We start from the raw sequence: 14,347 nt of genomic DNA on the forward strand, positions 1-14,347 counted from the left end.
TCGCCGTTTTTATTATTAAACCTGCACGCGATGTACCATCGGCCAGTGAGCCGCAAGAAAATCGACAAAGCAGCGCACGCGCGGCGACAGATAACGGCTGGCGGGCCAGATAGCAGAAAAACGGCTCTCCCGCACGCAACTGCCCGGCAACACTTCCTGTAACTCGCCTCTTTTCAGCAGTTCACCCACGACAAAATCCGGCACATAGCTGATGCCCATTCCTGCCAGTGTGCTATGCACCATCGCTTCGATGTTGTTGACGGTTAATAGTTTTAACGGCTGGAATTCGCCAGTCACACGCAAATTTGCCAGCTCCCAGCTTTGAAGCAAGCCGGTTGCCGGGAAGCGAAACAGAATGCAGTGATGTCGGGATAACTCGTCGCTGCGCTTTGGTGGCTGATGGCTTTGCAAATAGCCAGGACTGGCGCACAACACAAAGCGAAACGCGCCCAGCGTGCGCGCCTGCAGGCGTGAATCCTGCATTTCACCGCTGCGAATCGCCACATCAAATCCTTCATCAATGACGTTCACCAGCCGATCGCTAAAATCCAACTCCAGTTCAATATCCGGATAAAGCCGGCTGAAGTGCGGCAGCAGCGGCGTGATCAGCCGATAACCAACCACCGGCAGCGAAATGCGCAGTTTGCCACTGGGATGGCTTACCGCCTGAGTGATCTCCGCTTCGACATCGCGAATTTGTTCGAGGATAAGCCGCGATCGTTCCAGCAACAATGCGCCCTCAGCCGTCAGGCTGACACTGCGCGTACTGCGATGGAACAGGCGCACGCCAAGCTGCTGCTCTAATCGTGCCACATTCTTCCCCACCGCAGACGCGGAAATGCCAAGCAGCTGCGCCGCTTGCACAAAACTCAGCGTCTCTGCAGTACGCACAAAGGAAGTTAACGACGTCAAACTGTCCATGCTGATAAACCTTTTGTCCGCAAAGAATGGATATCCACCCCATTTATTCATCTTTATATCCGCAATAGCATCCTTCGTCATCCCTTCACTTTTTGCGAGACCCTTTGATGACGGAAATCAGTACGGCACTTACTATCAGCGCTAAAAGCAGTGCAACGCTGGCGATTCTGCTGGCAGCGTTATTATTGCCACTGAGTTTTACCGGCGGTGTTGTGACAACACCGGCGATCAGTCACGAACTGCAGGGCGGACCGCTTTCTCTGGCCTGGCTGACCAACGGCTTTATGCTGACCTTCGGCAGCGGTCTGCTTGCTGCAGGCGTCGCCGCCGATAAGCTCAGCTACAAACGCATTTTTATCGCCGGTCTGGCGCTGTTCGCTGTTAGTTCTCTTTTGATTTTTCTCACCCAAAGTGCGTTTGCCCTCGGCGTCTATCGCGCGCTGCAAGGCATTGCCGCCGCCATGACGTTAGCGGGAGGCGCTACCGCGCTGGCGCATCTACACAGTGGTAATGCGCGTACGCGGGTGTTCAGTTTGCTCGGTACGCTGTTTGGTGTCGGATTGGCATTTGGTCCGTTGATGATGGGATTGATTACCGATGGATTTGGCTGGCGCTGGGTTTATCTGGTGCTGGCGTTAATAGCCACGCTCATCGCGTTAACCAGCCAGCTATTCCTCGCCGCACCGCAGGTGCGCGCATCCGGACCTGTGGATATGCGCGGCACCGCGCTATTCAGCATGGCGCTGCTGGCCTTCACCATTGCGCTAATTCTGCTGCCGCAATACGGCGCGATTTCATGGCCGCTGCTGCTGTGCGCAGTATTAACGCTGCTGGCGGGCGGGGAATTTTATCGTCATACCAAGCGGGCTGAGATGCCGGTGTTTAGTTTGACGCTGCTGCGCCAGCCGCACTTTGCTGGCGTGCTATTGCTGCCCGTCGCCACCTGTTACTGCTATGTGGTGCTGCTGATTGTAATCCCGCTGTTTTTGATGGGCGCACAGGGATTGAGCGAAACGCAAAGCGCCGTTACTTTGCTGTCACTGACCGCGCCGATGCTGATTTTTCCGGGTATCGCGGCCTGGCTAACACGCTGGTTCCGTGCTGGCAATGTAGCGGTATTTGGCTTGCTACTGGCGACATTGGGATTGCTGGGTATGGCGCAGGCCATCGCAACTGCCGATATCACCGGATTAAGTATCGCGATGTTCGTTACCGGCGCAGGCGCGGCGTTGCCCTGGGGTTTGATGGATGGATTGGCGGTTTCTGCCGTATCGGTAGAACGAGCGGGCATGGCGGCCGGTTTGTTTAATACGGTACGTGTGGCCGGTGAAGGTATTGCGCTGGCGGTAGTGATGGCGCTGCTGACGCTGTTCAATCAGTGGCAACTTCACCAGACATTACCTGCGCTGGACGCCAGCACACACGAGGCCGTTGCTGGCTGGCTTTCCGGTAGCCATATCGCAGAAGCCAGCAAGTTGCTGCCGCAACTGACGGTTCGCGAACTGGTGCACAATGTTCAATATGCTTATCAGGTTTTGTTGTACGGATTAGCGGCGATCACGCTGGTGTGTACAGGGATGATTGGATTTTTACTGACACGGCCAACGCTACCGAGATAAAAAAATGGCGACTCAATGAGTCGCCTTTTTTTATTGCGAATCGATATCTTTCAGATCATCCTGAATCGCGCTGGCGTTCGGATTATCTTCCGGCTTCAGCTTGCCACCGTTGGCGATAAAGTCATGTCGCTGGAAGTAGGCATTACGAATGAAGGCATATGGATCTTGCTGCTGACGCAAAATGGCATCCGAATCCAGCAACTGCGCACGGGTTTCAATCCCTTCCAGCGTCCATTTGCCCACCGAGATCGGCCAGCTCAACCAGCTTAATACTGGATAGAGCGTATCGACGAAGTCACCACCATCTTCACGGATGGTGAAACTGCCGTAGGCCGGCAATTCAACATACGGGCCATAACCGACGCCATAACGTCCCAGCGTGCTACCAAAGCGATGCGGCACTTCACGCGCCAACTCCGGATTGGCTTTGCCTGCCACGTCGATAAAGCCACCCAGCCCTAACACGGTGTTCAGGAAGAAGCGGGTAAAGTGGATACCTGCCTGGCGCGGCTCACCAACCAGAATGGCGTTGACCATGCTGGCAGGTTCTTCCACGTTAGCTAATACATTACTTATGCCGCTACGTGCCGGAACCGGCACATAATCGCGCCAGGCTACCGCCACCGGGCGCAGAACATACGGATCCAGCACGTTGTAGTTAAAGTTAAACATCGTGCGGTTAAAGCCTTCCAGCGGATCGCTGCGCTGCGCAGGTTCCGTATTGTCAGCCGGTTTTGAGCTGGCACAACCCACCAGCAGTAAGCTGGCTAACGCCAAACCGGTCAGGCGGTTATTCATTCTTCTCTCCCTGTGCGGATCAGTAAGGTATCGCTTCAGGGCTGCTGTTGATTAATTTCCACAGCCAGTTGCTGATGACCATTCCAGGGTGTGACCGCGCTTAATCCAAACCAGTCGCCAGACTGCGGATTGGCACTGCCGTCGCGCGAAATGCGCACCCTGACTTGCACCTGATGCTGCGCCGAAAGCAGGCGATCGGGCATCATGGCATTGCTGTCATCTAGCGTGAGCGATAACGGGAAGTGGCTCAGCGGTAAACGCTTCACAGCCACAGGCACCGGTGAAACACCGTCAGACACAGAAATATACAACACTCCGCCTTGCGGTAACATTTTTTCTGCCTGCGGCGTCAAACTCACCGTCAATGCCAGATTGCTATTTTGCTGTCCCGCGTCGGTTTTCGCTTGTTCAATGCTGCGCTCGATCATGGTAATACGACGATCGCCTGCCGGTAACAGTTTCAGCATCACCTGCCACGCACCAATCGCCTCGTTGTACTGCTGCTGTTCAAAGGCGTTAAACGCCAGCAGACTCAGCGTGCGCACATCGCTGTGATCGCGTTTCAGCAGCTCTTTCAGCAACACGTTGGCCTGACGATTGTCCTGCGGATCGCTGGAGCGCGTCAGCACTTCGGCGTAATCCTGCTGCAGTTCGATATTGTCTGGCGCGAGCTGCAGCGCATGTTCAAATGCCTGGCTGGCATCGGTGGCGTTATTCAGCACCATGCCCAGGCGGCCCAGCATCGCCCAATCGTTGAGGTTTGAAGAGTCATTTTGCAGCGAGCTGCGCAGACCCAGCTGCAGACGCGCCAGCTCTTCCATAGTCAGCGGCTGCGCTTTGGGATCCATTACGCGCGCACGTAAGGCAGGATACTCTTGTTGCACGCTAACAAACGCGGTTTGCTGCACCAGTCCGCCGGTTTTCAGATACATGCCAACCGACACCACCAACAGCACAATCACGCCGGGCAGCAATACCCAGCGGCTACTGCGATGAATGGTTGCGGCATCCTGCTGCGGCACATCGGTTAACAGCGTTTGTTGCAGCTCGCGCACCATTTCCGGGCGCTCAGCCACCACGCCCTCTTCTTCATCACGCTCCAGCTCGCGCAGGCGTTGCTGATAGAAATCGGTGTTGAGACGATCGCGATCGCCACTGCTCGCCTCGCGCTGACGCCAGCCGGCACGCAGAAACAGCGCGATAGCCGCCAGCAGTAAAATAATCAGGGTAATCCAGAATCCAGTCATTACGGCTTCCCGTCACGCTTAAGTAACGCCGCAAGGCGCTGTTGTTCACTGTCATCGAGTTCGCTACGCGCTCTGCCGCGGCGATTGCGCAGAATGATGATCAGCGCACCCAGCACCACAAACAGCGCTGGACCCACCCACAAAATCAGCGTGGAAGGTGTTACCGGCGGCTCATACGTCACGAAATTACCGTAACGCGCCACCATGTAATCAATGATTTGCTGGCGATTTTCGCCCTGCTTCATCAACTCGTAGACTTTGAGACGCATATCCGCCGCAATCATCGCATTGGAATCGGCAATGCTGTTGTTCTGGCATTTCGGGCAACGCAACGATGCAGTGAGATCGCGGTATTGCTCTTCCTGCTGCACCGAATCGAATTGATAAGTATCAATCGCCGCCCACAGGCTGGTGCTGAGCAGAATGCCCGCTAAAAGGAGAAGCAGCCGCTTCATACGCCCGCCTCCTTGCTGTATTTGTCCCACAGCGGTTTCACTTCTTCGAGCCAGACGCGATCGTTCATGTCGCCCGCATGGCGATAACGAATGATCCCTTTGCCGTCGATCAGGAATGTCTCCGGTGCGCCGTAAACGCCAAGATCCAGACCGAGCATCCCGTTGCCGTCATACAGGCTGAGCGCATACGGATTACCCAGCGTGTTCAGCCAGGTGACCGCTTTGGTACGATCGTCCTTATAATTCAGGCCAACTACGCGAATGCCTTTTTCCGCCAGCGTATTGAGGTATTGATGCTCAGCGCGGCAGGTTGGACACCAGGTAGCCCAGACGTTGAGCAGAATCGGTTTGCCGTCGGTCAGCACCTGCTGATCGTAGATTTTACCGGGCTGATCCAGCGCTTCCAGTTTGAACACTGGAACTGGCTTGCCGATCAGCGCCGATTCAAGACGCGTGGGATCATCGCCGTTGGCGTTGCGCGACAGCTGCCACAGCAGCGCCGCGGCCAGCAGCAGAAACAGAACTAACGGGATAAACAGGATTTTTTTGTTCATACCAGCTCCTCGCGCTGCTCTTTTTTACGTGAGCGATAGCGCGGATCAAACAGGCAGAACAAGCCGCCCACCGCCATAAACACGCCGCCGTACCAGATCCAGCGCACGAACGGTTTGTAGTAAATCCGCACTGCCCATGAACCGTCGTCCAGCTCTTCGCCCAGCGCCGCATAGAGATCGCGGGTGAAACCGCCGCTGATCGCCGCTTCGGTCATCATGGTGCGCGCTGCTGCATAGAAGCGTTTTTCCGCCTGCATCACCGCTTCCAGCTTACCGTTGCGCGTCACTTCAATCACCGCCACGCCGCCGCTGTAGTTCGGTCCTTGCAGGTTGCGCACGCCGTGGAAGGTAAAGTGGTAATTGTGGATATCGACGGTATCGCCCGCCTTCATGCGTACATCACGCTCAACGCTGTATTGGGTGCTAAAGGCGATACCCACCACGGTCACCGCCACGCCTAAATGCCCCAGCACCATGCCCCAATGGCTGCGCGACAGATGACGCAAACCTTTGAAGAAGGAGTGGCGATGGGTGGCGCGCTCGTGCAGTTCCATCAACGTCAGCATGATCACCCAGATCGACATCAGCAGGCCGATAACCGTCATCGCCTCAATGCGATCCTGCAGCAGCCACGGCAGGGCGATCGACAGAATCAGCGTGACCAACAGGCCAACGCCAAGGCGTTTCCACAGTTTCTGCGGCTGGTCACGACGCCAGCGCACCAGCGGACCGATACCGAGCATCAGCGCGAACGGTGCCATCAGCCAGGTAAACATGGTGTTAAAGAACGGCTCGCCCACCGAGATGCTGCCGAGACCCAGCTGTTTATGCACCAGCGGCAGCAGCGTGCCGAGTAACACCACCAGCATCGCGGCGATCAGCAGCACGTTGTTACCCAGCAGGAAGGATTCGCGTGACCAGGCTTCACTCTGCACACGGCTGCGCACCTGACCGCCTTTCAGCGCGTACAGCAGCAGCGAACTGCCAATCACAATCACCAGGAAGGCGAGAATAAACATGCCGCGCGCCGGATCGGAGGCGAACGAGTGCACGGAAACCAGCACGCCGGAGCGCACGAGGAAAGTGCCAAGCAGGCTTAATGAGAACGCGGTGATCGCCAGCAATACCGTCCACGATTTGAAGCTACCGCGTTTTTCCGTTACCGCCAGCGAGTGCATCAGCGCGGTACCGGCCAGCCACGGCATAAAGGAGGCGTTTTCGACCGGATCCCAGAACCACCAGCCGCCCCAGCCAAGCTCGTAATAGGCCCATGCCGAACCGAGCACGATGCCGATGGTCAGGAACACCCACGCGGCGGTGGTCCACGGACGTGACCAGCGCGCCCATGCAGTATCCAGACGTCCGGCCATTAGTGAGGCGATGGCAAACGCAAACGCCACCGAGAATCCAACGTAACCCATGTACAGCAGCGGCGGATGGAAGATCAGACCGATGTCCTGCAGCATCGGGTTGAGGTCGCGCCCGTCAATCGGGAAGTTTGGCAAAGTGCGGGTAAACGGATTCGAGGTGAGAATAATAAACAGCAGGAAGCCGAGATTAATCATGCCCATCACCGCCAGCACGCGCGCCAGCGCATCCTGCGGCATGCCGCGACTGAAGATCGCCACCGCCAGCGTCCAGGTGCTCAGCAGCAGCACCCATAGGAGCAGTGAACCTTCGTGCGCGCCCCAGGTTGCGGCGATACGATAGTAAACCGGCAACAAGGTGTTGGAGTTGGTGGCGACATAGCCAACGGTGAAATCATTCACCACAAAGGCGTGCACCAACACGGCAAAGGAGGCGGCGACACAAATAAACATGCCCCAGGTTAGCGGGCGCGCCATCGCCATCAAACGTGCATCCTGACGCGCAGCACCCCATAGCGGATAGACACTCAACAGTAGCGCTAAACCCAGCGCCAGACACAGCAGGAAGCTACCAATTTCCGGCATCATGATTGCGCACCTGACTGCTGATAAGCTGCCGCAGGTCCCGTGTGATTCTTCTTCATGGCATCTTCAATTTCAGGTGGCGTGTATTTTTCATCGTGTTTCGCCAGCACTTCTTTGGCGTTCACCAGATTGCCCTCTTCGAGCACACCTTGCGCCACCACGCCCTGCCCTTCACGGAACAGGTCCGGCAGAATGCCTTCATAAGTAACACTGACCACGCCGTTGGCGTCATACAGTTTGAAAGAGACCGCGAGGGTTTTTGGATCGCGCTTAACGCTGCCCGGCATCACCATGCCGCCAATGCGCAGGCGCTGGCCCGGCTCAGGCTTCTGATGATCTTCGCCCTTGCCGTTGATAATTTCACTCGGGGTATAAAACAGGTCGATGTTGGAACGCAGCGCGTACATTACCAGCGCGGTCGCCAGGCCAAGCCCGATCAACACCGCGATCGCCACATATAGGCGATTACGACGACGGATATTCACACGGATTCTCCCGCTGCTTCATCGGCAGCTTTTTTCGATTTAGCCGCGCGAATGCGGCGCTCCCTGGACTGACGCTGGCGAATTTCTGCCAGCAAACGGCGGCGGAACAGCACGGTGTGCAGCACCAGGCCGAATAATGGAATCAAGGTGAGGATAACGGCGAGCCAGACGTAAAAGGCATAGCCGCCCATGGCGAAGAAATCGCTCCACGATGCAAAGGCTGGCGTCATGATTTGCTTCCTCGCTGCGCCACATCAATCGCCCACGGACGATGACGCTCAGTAAACAAAATCAGGTTACGCAGGCGCATCAAGGTCAGCGCGCCAAACACCAGCAGGTAGCCGAGAATGGACCAGCGCAGCGGTGTACGCATGCTCGGATCGATGGCCTGCTGCAGAATACCGGATGAGCCCTGATGCAGCGTGTTCCACCACTGTACCGAGAAGTGAATGATCGGCAGATTAACCACGCCAACCAGAATCAAAATGCCGGCGGCGCGCCCGGCAGTGCGGCGGTCTTCGAAAGAGTGATAGAGCGCAATTACGCCCATATAGAGGAACAGCAGCACCAGCTCGGATGTCAGACGGGCATCCCAGATCCACCAGGTTCCCCACATCGGTTTACCCCAGGCGGAACCGGTGATCAGCGCGATAAAGGTGAACACCGCGCCAATCGGCGCCATCGCCGCCGAGACCAGATCGGCCATCTTCATCTGCCACACCAGGCCGATAAACGCCGCGATAGCCATTGACGCGTACACGCCCATCGACCACATCGCCGCAGGCACGTGAATGTACATAATCCGGAAGCTGTTGCCCTGCTGATAATCCGCCGGTGCAAAGCCGAAGCCCCAAACCCAACCGAGTAACAGCGTGCCAACACCCAGCACCGCGAACCACGGAATTAAGCGACCGCATAGCTGGTAAAGCCGCTCAGGCTTTGCCCACTGGTGTAACCATTTCCACATTTTGCATAGCTCACAATAAAGAGAATTCAGGTTTCGGCCGCTCTGAGGCGACACGAATTAATGCAGACTGATACGTAAGGCCGCCGCTGTCGCAAACGGTGACAACGTTGCGCTGACGGCCAGCATCGCGCCGAGAATCGCCAGATAACCACCGATCGGCAATCCCATTCCGGCAGCATCAATCGCCGCGCTGGCGAATATCAAAACCGGTATCGACAACGGCAATACCAGCAAACTCAGTAATACACCGCCGCGCCGCAGCCCAACGGTTAATCCGGTACCAATTGCGCCGAGAAAGCTCAGCGTTGGCGTGCCAAGTAGCAGCGTTAATGCCATCGCGCGCCAGCCGGCAAAATCCAGCGACAGCAACAATGCCGCCAGCGGCGACAATAAGATCAGCGGCAGCCCGGTAATCAGCCAGTGAGCAATCACTTTGCCCAGCACCGTGACCGGCAACGGCGTTGGCAACAGAAGTAGTTGCTCAAGCGAACCATCAAGAAAATCGTCACGAAACAGCCGCTCCAGCGCCAGCAATGAGGCCAGTAACGCGGCAACCCACGCTACGCCCGGCGCAATGCGCGCCAGTTGCTGCGGCTCCGGTCCGATACCTAACGGAAACAGCGTGATAACAATCAGGAAAAACCACAGCGGATTGATCACTTCCGCGCCGCTGCGAAAGGCGATTTTTAATTCACGCTGAATGACCCGGCCTAACATCAAGCCCACTCCGAAGTAAGACGAATTTTACGCACGCGCGCGCTGTTATCGGGCAGATCCTGATGCGTGGTCAGAATCACCGCTCCGCCGTTATCGGCATGGGTGGCGAATCGCGCCATTAATTTTTCTACGCCGCCTTTATCGATGGCGGTTAAGGGCTCATCGAGGATCCACACCGACGCCGGGCTGAGCCAAAGACGGGCTAATGCCACGCGCCGCTGCTGTCCGGCAGAGAGTTGCGCCACCGGCACCTCTTCAAAACCCAGCAGCTCGACCTGCTCAAGCGCATCAAAAATCGCGTCTTCATGGCTGCTGCCGTGCCAGAAATGCAGATTCTCCAGCGGTGAGAGTACTGATTTCACGCCGGGGTGATGGCCAAGATAGAGCAGATTTTGTTGCCATATTTCGCGCTGTTGACGAATCGGCTGTGACTGCCACATCACGTCGCCCTCTTCCGCCCGGCTTAATCCCGCCAACAGGCGTAGCAGCGAGGTTTTCCCGGCTCCGTTTGGCCCTTCAATTTGCACAATGTCACCCGGTTGCACACGGAAGCTCAACCCATGAAACAAGGTTCGCTCATCACGAACGCATGAGAGATTAATGACTTCGAGCATAGAAGGGAGAATCACGGCAATGAATGAGGCGGCGATAATACCACATTGAATCTGTGGGCCGAAGTCTGTGAGCTGGCTCCCACTTACCCCAAATGGGGTATTCGTGCGCATCAGATCAAGAAATCGTTCAAAAAACCAACTCAGTTAAAATTTCGTTACTCTTAAATTGAATCTTCGTAACAAATTGACCTTGCCAAAACCAGCTACGCTTATTACGCAATGGCATTATCACCCGAGGGAAACATGAAACAATCACCATCGATTTCAAAGAGTGACAACGATGTAGAGAGTGATGAAAAGGAACAAGGCAAGGAGATTGAAGTCGATGAAGATGCCCTGCCCTCGCAGGCTGCGGCAATTCATGAGGAGATACGTCAGGACGGTGAAAAAGAGCTTGAGCGCGACGGTATGGCGCTGCTTTGGTCTGCGGTAGCGGCGGGATTGTCGATGAGCGCTTCGCTGATGGCGAAAGGCATTTTTCAGGTCCACCTCAAAGGCGTACCCGGCGCATTTTTACTGGAAAATCTGGGTTATACCTTTGGCTTTGTCATTGTGATTATGGCGCGCCAGCAACTGTTCACCGAGAACACCGTTACCGCCGTTTTGCCGGTAATGCACAAACCGACCGGCAGCAACTTTGCGCTGCTGTTACGACTTTGGAGCGTGGTGCTACTCGGCAATCTAATTGGTACCGCATTGGGCGCGCTCGCCTTTAATCATATGCCAATATTCGATGATGCGACGCGTCAGGCGTTTACCGCCATCAGTGAAAAAGTGATGGTCAATTCACCCAGCGAAATGTTCGCCAATGCGGTGATTTCCGGCTGGATTATCGCCACCATGGTGTGGATGTTCCCGTATGCGGGCGCAGCAAAAATTGTGGTGATCGTCATGATGACCTGGCTGGTGGCGTTAGGGGATTTAGCGCATATCGTGGTCGGTTCGGTCGAGGTGCTTTATCTGGTGTTTGCCGGCACGCTGCCGTGGTACGAATTCTTCTGGCCATTTGCTCTACCAACGCTGCTTGGCAACATCACGGGCGGTACGCTGATATTTGCCTTGATTAGCCATGCGCAGATTCGTAACGATATGAGTGAAGCGGCAAAAGCCAAAGCGCGTGCGGAACAGAAGCGGAAAGAGAAGCAAAAACAGGCGTAAGCCTGGTCTTAAATTGCTGATAGATTGAGCAAACAACCGCTGCATAGTTAAAATAAGGTTCGCGGTGCGCTATACTGCGCGCCCGGCGTCTCCTTAGTTAAATGGATATAACGAGCCCCTCCTAAGGGCTAGTTGCAGGTTCGATTCCTGCAGGGGACACCAGATTCTCATCGTTCTCCCGCTTAAAACAGCCAACGAGCCAGTGCCAGCGTCATGCCCGCAGTACTCAGCATCCCAGCGACTATCCATTTTGTCTGCTTACTTAATTCCTGATGAATTCTCCTAATTTCCTGATGCACTTTGCCGATCTCCTGATAAAGATCGCTCTTGGTGACGTAATTCGACTTGATCACTGCAATATCCGTTTTCATCAGCGCCATATCGGTTTTGATATCGTCGATATCCGCTTCAAGCTTTGAAACGCGCCTTTCCATGTTCACTCCTTGATCATTCACTTAAAACAACCAGCGAGCCAGCCCCAACGTCATACCTGCGGTGCTCATCATGCCCGCCACGATCCATTTCGTCTGTTTGCTGATCTCCTGGTGAATTTTGCCGATCTCCTGATGAAACTCACTTTTGGTGACGTAATTCGATTTGATCACCGCAATATCCATTTTCACCTGGGCCATATCGGTTTTAAGACCATCAATATCCGCTTCCAGCTTTGAAACGCGCTTTTCCATAATTACGGCCTCTCGTAACTTGTCATTGTAATCAATGCGATAGCTTAATATTCCTGCAAAGCATCCTACTCCAAAATCCATGGAAAAAATGCCTCACTGAGTGTGAGAGTACCTAACTGAGAGATGTGTTCAGAAAAAAACAGGGGTTATTGCAGCGGATTACATCGGTTTAAGAGTGAGATCGTAATCAGGCCTGATCGTGTCGCCATGCCGATGGCGTCACGCCGTGCAGCTGCCGAAAGCGGTTACTGAAGTGACTTGAGGAGTGAAAACCGCAGCGCAGCGCGATTTCTGTTAGCGGTAAACGGCTGAATTTCAGCAGCTGTAACGCAGCATCCATGCGACGGCGCATCACATATTGGTGCGGTGCCTCGCCTACGCTGCTACGGAACATGCGTGCAAAATGGTATTCGCTCAGCGCCGCTTCGGCGGCCAGTTGCGCCAGCGTTAATGGCTGATCAAGCTGCGCATCAATATACGCCATCACTCGTCGCAACACGGCGGGCGCCAGTCCACCACGCACTTGCGGCGCTTGCCATTGCACATCGCTGTAGCGTTGCAACAGATGCGTCATCAGCAAGGTTGATGCGCTGCTGAGCATCAATTGATTCGCCGGCTGTTGCCAGTCAGTGCTCAGCAAGAAGTGACGATAAAGTTGGGTGATACGATCGTCCGCCGCGAAGATCTTTTCATGCAGATTGAGCTGCGAAGGACTGCGGTCCCAGATCTGTTCGCCCAGATGGCGCAGATGTTCATCGGTGCAGTAGAGATGTACAAACGATAAATCGGCACGAATATCCCACACCGATTCCACTCCGCTCGGCATCAGGCAAAAGCGATCCGGGCCACCGCCGTTGCGCCAGCCGTGCTGGGTTTTATGCCAGGTTTCATAGCCGTCGGCGGTATACAGGCTCAACGTGTGATGATCGCTAAGATTGGTGACGCGGTCGCCGCTGTTAAACCAGGCCGCCAGCTTAATACCACTAGACAACTGCACGCTGTCGCGCAGCTGCGCTTTGTGGCGCTGTAGCATGTTGAAGGTCTGGTAATCGGCCATGGTTGATATCACTCGCAGTTCATGAGCGCCTAGTGTACGGATCTCCGCAGACAGAAAACAGGTCACAGCCGGACGCAAAAGTAAAAAGCGCAAGATTTTGCAATTGCCGCGCAAAAACGTGCAAGCCGCGCGTTGCTTTTCACGCCACACTGCGGGCCAGATTGTGTCGGAGAGTGCGTTATGAATGTGATGTTATACCTTGCCGTGGTGATGATTTGGGGAACCACGTGGATTGCCATTTTCCTGCAGCAGGAAGCGGCTGATACACCGGTTCTGGTGGCGGTATTTTGGCGCTTCTTACTGGCGTCGCTGGTGATGCTGGTGATCCTCAAACTGCTGCGTCGGCTGCGAACGCTGGATAAGCGCGATCATCTGTTTTGTCTGCTGCAGGGCTGCTGCGTGTTTGGTTTCAACTTTGTCTGCTTCTATCATGCTGCCGCGTGGATCAGCAGCGGACTGGAGTCGGTGATCTTCTCGATGGCCGTGCTGTATAACGCGCTCAACAGCTGGATCTTCTTCCGTCAGCGCCCTTCGTTTCGCCTGTTGCCAGCGGCGGTGCTTGGCCTGGGCGGCATTGTTGCGCTGTTCTGGAATGATATTCAGGCGGCGCATCCCGCTCCGCAATTGCTGTGGGGCGTAGGCCTCAGCGCACTTGGCACGCTAGGCTTCTCCTTCGGCAATATGATTTCAATGCGCCATCAGCGTCGTCAACTCGATATTCTGACCACCAATAGCTACGCGATGCTGTATGGCGCCTTGGTGATGGCCGCACTGGCGTTAGTGAATGGCGATTCACTGGCACCCGCGCTAAATATGCAGTGGTTGGGTGCGATGAGTTATCTGGCAATATTTGGTTCGGTATTGGGATTTGGCGCCTACTTCACGCTAGTCGGTCGCATTGGTGCCAGTCAGGCCGCCTACAGCACCTTGCTGTTCCCGCTGGTAGCGCTCACGCTCTCCACGCTTTATGAAGGTTATCACTGGCATAGCAATGCGATTATCGGATTGGTGATGATTCTGGCGGGGAATATGGTGATGTTTGTACGCTGGCCGACGATGGGTCGATTACGTACCGCCTAAATAACGAGAGCGGGCATTGCGCCCGCTCTTTTGTTCC

17 protein-coding genes and 1 tRNA gene are annotated in these 14,347 nt (G+C 55.3%); 4 read left to right on the top strand and 14 right to left on the bottom strand.

Annotated features, from left to right (window positions below; translation table 11 throughout):
• Nucleotides 1-15: 15 nt before the first annotated feature.
• Nucleotides 16-921 (bottom strand): LysR family transcriptional regulator, encoded by a 906-nt coding sequence (locus FHW71_RS04275; RefSeq protein WP_179449990.1) that lies wholly within the window; start codon nucleotides 919-921, stop codon nucleotides 16-18.
• Between the two features lie 107 nt (nucleotides 922-1,028).
• Between FHW71_RS04275 and FHW71_RS04280 the strand changes: the two genes are divergently transcribed.
• Complete coding sequence (locus tag FHW71_RS04280) at nucleotides 1,029-2,540, top strand: MFS transporter (RefSeq protein WP_179449988.1); 1,512 nt, start codon at nucleotides 1,029-1,031, stop codon at nucleotides 2,538-2,540.
• Between the two features lie 30 nt (nucleotides 2,541-2,570).
• Here FHW71_RS04280 and mlaA read toward each other — a convergent pair whose 3' ends face one another.
• From mlaA to ccmA, 10 genes are read right to left on the bottom strand one after another with little or no spacing between them, the layout of a single operon-like run.
• Nucleotides 2,571-3,338 (bottom strand): phospholipid-binding lipoprotein MlaA, encoded by a 768-nt coding sequence (mlaA, locus tag FHW71_RS04285; protein ID WP_061717873.1) that lies wholly within the window; start codon nucleotides 3,336-3,338, stop codon nucleotides 2,571-2,573.
• A 35-nt stretch (nucleotides 3,339-3,373) separates the two neighbouring features.
• A complete protein-coding gene (gene ccmI, locus FHW71_RS04290) occupies nucleotides 3,374-4,585 on the bottom strand; it encodes a c-type cytochrome biogenesis protein CcmI (protein ID WP_179449986.1) in 1,212 nt (403 codons plus the stop codon).
• Nucleotides 4,585-5,040: a cytochrome c-type biogenesis protein gene (locus tag FHW71_RS04295; RefSeq protein ID WP_008101286.1), complete on the bottom strand. Its 456-nt coding sequence runs from the start codon at nucleotides 5,038-5,040 to the stop codon at nucleotides 4,585-4,587. The genes ccmI and FHW71_RS04295 overlap by 1 nt, the downstream gene beginning before the upstream one ends.
• Complete coding sequence (locus tag FHW71_RS04300; protein WP_061717875.1) at nucleotides 5,037-5,594, bottom strand: DsbE family thiol:disulfide interchange protein; 558 nt, start codon at nucleotides 5,592-5,594, stop codon at nucleotides 5,037-5,039. The genes FHW71_RS04295 and FHW71_RS04300 overlap by 4 nt, the downstream gene beginning before the upstream one ends.
• On the bottom strand, nucleotides 5,591-7,549 hold the full coding sequence (locus tag FHW71_RS04305; protein WP_179449984.1) for a heme lyase CcmF/NrfE family subunit: 1,959 nt from the start codon (nucleotides 7,547-7,549) through the stop codon (nucleotides 5,591-5,593). Before FHW71_RS04305 ends, FHW71_RS04300 begins: the two co-directional genes overlap by 4 nt.
• Complete coding sequence (gene ccmE / locus FHW71_RS04310) at nucleotides 7,546-8,031, bottom strand: cytochrome c maturation protein CcmE (RefSeq protein ID WP_008101293.1); 486 nt, start codon at nucleotides 8,029-8,031, stop codon at nucleotides 7,546-7,548. Before ccmE ends, FHW71_RS04305 begins: the two co-directional genes overlap by 4 nt.
• Entirely contained in the window at nucleotides 8,028-8,261 is a 234-nt protein-coding gene (gene ccmD / locus FHW71_RS04315; protein ID WP_179449982.1) for a heme exporter protein CcmD, read from the bottom strand. The genes ccmE and ccmD overlap by 4 nt, the downstream gene beginning before the upstream one ends.
• Nucleotides 8,258-8,998 (bottom strand): heme ABC transporter permease, encoded by a 741-nt coding sequence (locus FHW71_RS04320; protein WP_008101296.1) that lies wholly within the window; start codon nucleotides 8,996-8,998, stop codon nucleotides 8,258-8,260. Before FHW71_RS04320 ends, ccmD begins: the two co-directional genes overlap by 4 nt.
• Before the next feature lie 57 nt (nucleotides 8,999-9,055).
• Entirely contained in the window at nucleotides 9,056-9,715 is a 660-nt protein-coding gene (gene ccmB, locus FHW71_RS04325; protein ID WP_008101298.1) for a heme exporter protein CcmB, read from the bottom strand.
• Nucleotides 9,715-10,329 carry a cytochrome c biogenesis heme-transporting ATPase CcmA gene (gene ccmA / locus FHW71_RS04330; protein ID WP_179449980.1) on the bottom strand — a complete coding sequence of 205 codons (615 nt, stop codon included), beginning with the start codon at nucleotides 10,327-10,329 and terminating at the stop codon, nucleotides 9,715-9,717. The genes ccmB and ccmA overlap by 1 nt, the downstream gene beginning before the upstream one ends.
• 243 nt (nucleotides 10,330-10,572) lie before the next feature.
• Between ccmA and FHW71_RS04335 the strand changes: the two genes are divergently transcribed.
• Nucleotides 10,573-11,487, top strand: coding sequence for a formate/nitrite transporter family protein (locus FHW71_RS04335; protein WP_061717881.1), 915 nt, complete (start codon nucleotides 10,573-10,575; stop codon nucleotides 11,485-11,487).
• An 87-nt stretch (nucleotides 11,488-11,574) separates the two neighbouring features.
• Nucleotides 11,575-11,649 (top strand) — tRNA-Arg (locus tag FHW71_RS04340).
• 20 nt (nucleotides 11,650-11,669) lie between these two features.
• On the opposite strand, the gene FHW71_RS04345 is transcribed toward FHW71_RS04340, so the two are convergent.
• The 3 genes from FHW71_RS04345 to FHW71_RS04355 all read right to left on the bottom strand — a co-directional run bounded on the left by FHW71_RS04345 (nucleotide 11,670) and on the right by FHW71_RS04355 (nucleotide 13,230).
• Nucleotides 11,670-11,921, bottom strand: coding sequence for a hypothetical protein (locus FHW71_RS04345; protein ID WP_179449978.1), 252 nt, complete (start codon nucleotides 11,919-11,921; stop codon nucleotides 11,670-11,672).
• 21 nt (nucleotides 11,922-11,942) lie between these two features.
• Nucleotides 11,943-12,173, bottom strand: coding sequence for a hypothetical protein (locus FHW71_RS04350; RefSeq protein WP_036647387.1), 231 nt, complete (start codon nucleotides 12,171-12,173; stop codon nucleotides 11,943-11,945).
• Between the two features lie 187 nt (nucleotides 12,174-12,360).
• The gene (locus FHW71_RS04355; RefSeq protein WP_179449975.1) at nucleotides 12,361-13,230 is read right to left on the bottom strand and encodes an AraC family transcriptional regulator; all 870 of its coding nucleotides are present in this window, start codon (nucleotides 13,228-13,230) and stop codon (nucleotides 12,361-12,363) included.
• 180 nt (nucleotides 13,231-13,410) lie between these two features.
• Between FHW71_RS04355 and FHW71_RS04360 the strand changes: the two genes are divergently transcribed.
• On the top strand, nucleotides 13,411-14,310 hold the full coding sequence (locus FHW71_RS04360; protein WP_179449973.1) for an EamA family transporter: 900 nt from the start codon (nucleotides 13,411-13,413) through the stop codon (nucleotides 14,308-14,310).
• Nucleotides 14,311-14,347: the final 37 nt, after the last annotated feature.

This window comes from Enterobacter sp. Sphag1F, from assembly GCF_014193275.1.
Taxonomy (GTDB): Bacteria; Pseudomonadota; Gammaproteobacteria; order Enterobacterales; family Enterobacteriaceae; genus Pantoea; species Pantoea symbiotica.

Excerpts from the sequence above, each read along its gene's own strand:
- FHW71_RS04300 (WP_061717875.1), bottom strand. The coding sequence starts at position 5,594 with ATGAACAAAAAAATCCTGTTTATCCCGTTAGTTCTGTTTCTGCTGCTG.
- FHW71_RS04280 (WP_179449988.1), top strand. The coding sequence starts at position 1,029 with ATGACGGAAATCAGTACGGCACTTACTATCAGCGCTAAAAGCAGTGCA.
- FHW71_RS04355 (WP_179449975.1), bottom strand. The coding sequence starts at position 13,230 with ATGGCCGATTACCAGACCTTCAACATGCTACAGCGCCACAAAGCGCAG.
- ccmB (WP_008101298.1), bottom strand. The coding sequence starts at position 9,715 with ATGTTAGGCCGGGTCATTCAGCGTGAATTAAAAATCGCCTTTCGCAGC.
- FHW71_RS04275 (WP_179449990.1), bottom strand. The coding sequence starts at position 921 with ATGGACAGTTTGACGTCGTTAACTTCCTTTGTGCGTACTGCAGAGACG.
- FHW71_RS04360 (WP_179449973.1), top strand. The coding sequence starts at position 13,411 with ATGAATGTGATGTTATACCTTGCCGTGGTGATGATTTGGGGAACCACG.
- FHW71_RS04345 (WP_179449978.1), bottom strand. The coding sequence starts at position 11,921 with ATGGAAAGGCGCGTTTCAAAGCTTGAAGCGGATATCGACGATATCAAA.
- FHW71_RS04305 (WP_179449984.1), bottom strand. The coding sequence starts at position 7,549 with ATGATGCCGGAAATTGGTAGCTTCCTGCTGTGTCTGGCGCTGGGTTTA.
- ccmI (WP_179449986.1), bottom strand. The coding sequence starts at position 4,585 with ATGACTGGATTCTGGATTACCCTGATTATTTTACTGCTGGCGGCTATC.
- mlaA (WP_061717873.1), bottom strand. The coding sequence starts at position 3,338 with ATGAATAACCGCCTGACCGGTTTGGCGTTAGCCAGCTTACTGCTGGTG.
- FHW71_RS04350 (WP_036647387.1), bottom strand. The coding sequence starts at position 12,173 with ATGGAAAAGCGCGTTTCAAAGCTGGAAGCGGATATTGATGGTCTTAAA.
- FHW71_RS04335 (WP_061717881.1), top strand. The coding sequence starts at position 10,573 with ATGAAACAATCACCATCGATTTCAAAGAGTGACAACGATGTAGAGAGT.
- ccmD (WP_179449982.1), bottom strand. The coding sequence starts at position 8,261 with ATGACGCCAGCCTTTGCATCGTGGAGCGATTTCTTCGCCATGGGCGGC.
- ccmA (WP_179449980.1), bottom strand. The coding sequence starts at position 10,329 with ATGCTCGAAGTCATTAATCTCTCATGCGTTCGTGATGAGCGAACCTTG.
- FHW71_RS04295 (WP_008101286.1), bottom strand. The coding sequence starts at position 5,040 with ATGAAGCGGCTGCTTCTCCTTTTAGCGGGCATTCTGCTCAGCACCAGC.
- FHW71_RS04320 (WP_008101296.1), bottom strand. The coding sequence starts at position 8,998 with ATGTGGAAATGGTTACACCAGTGGGCAAAGCCTGAGCGGCTTTACCAG.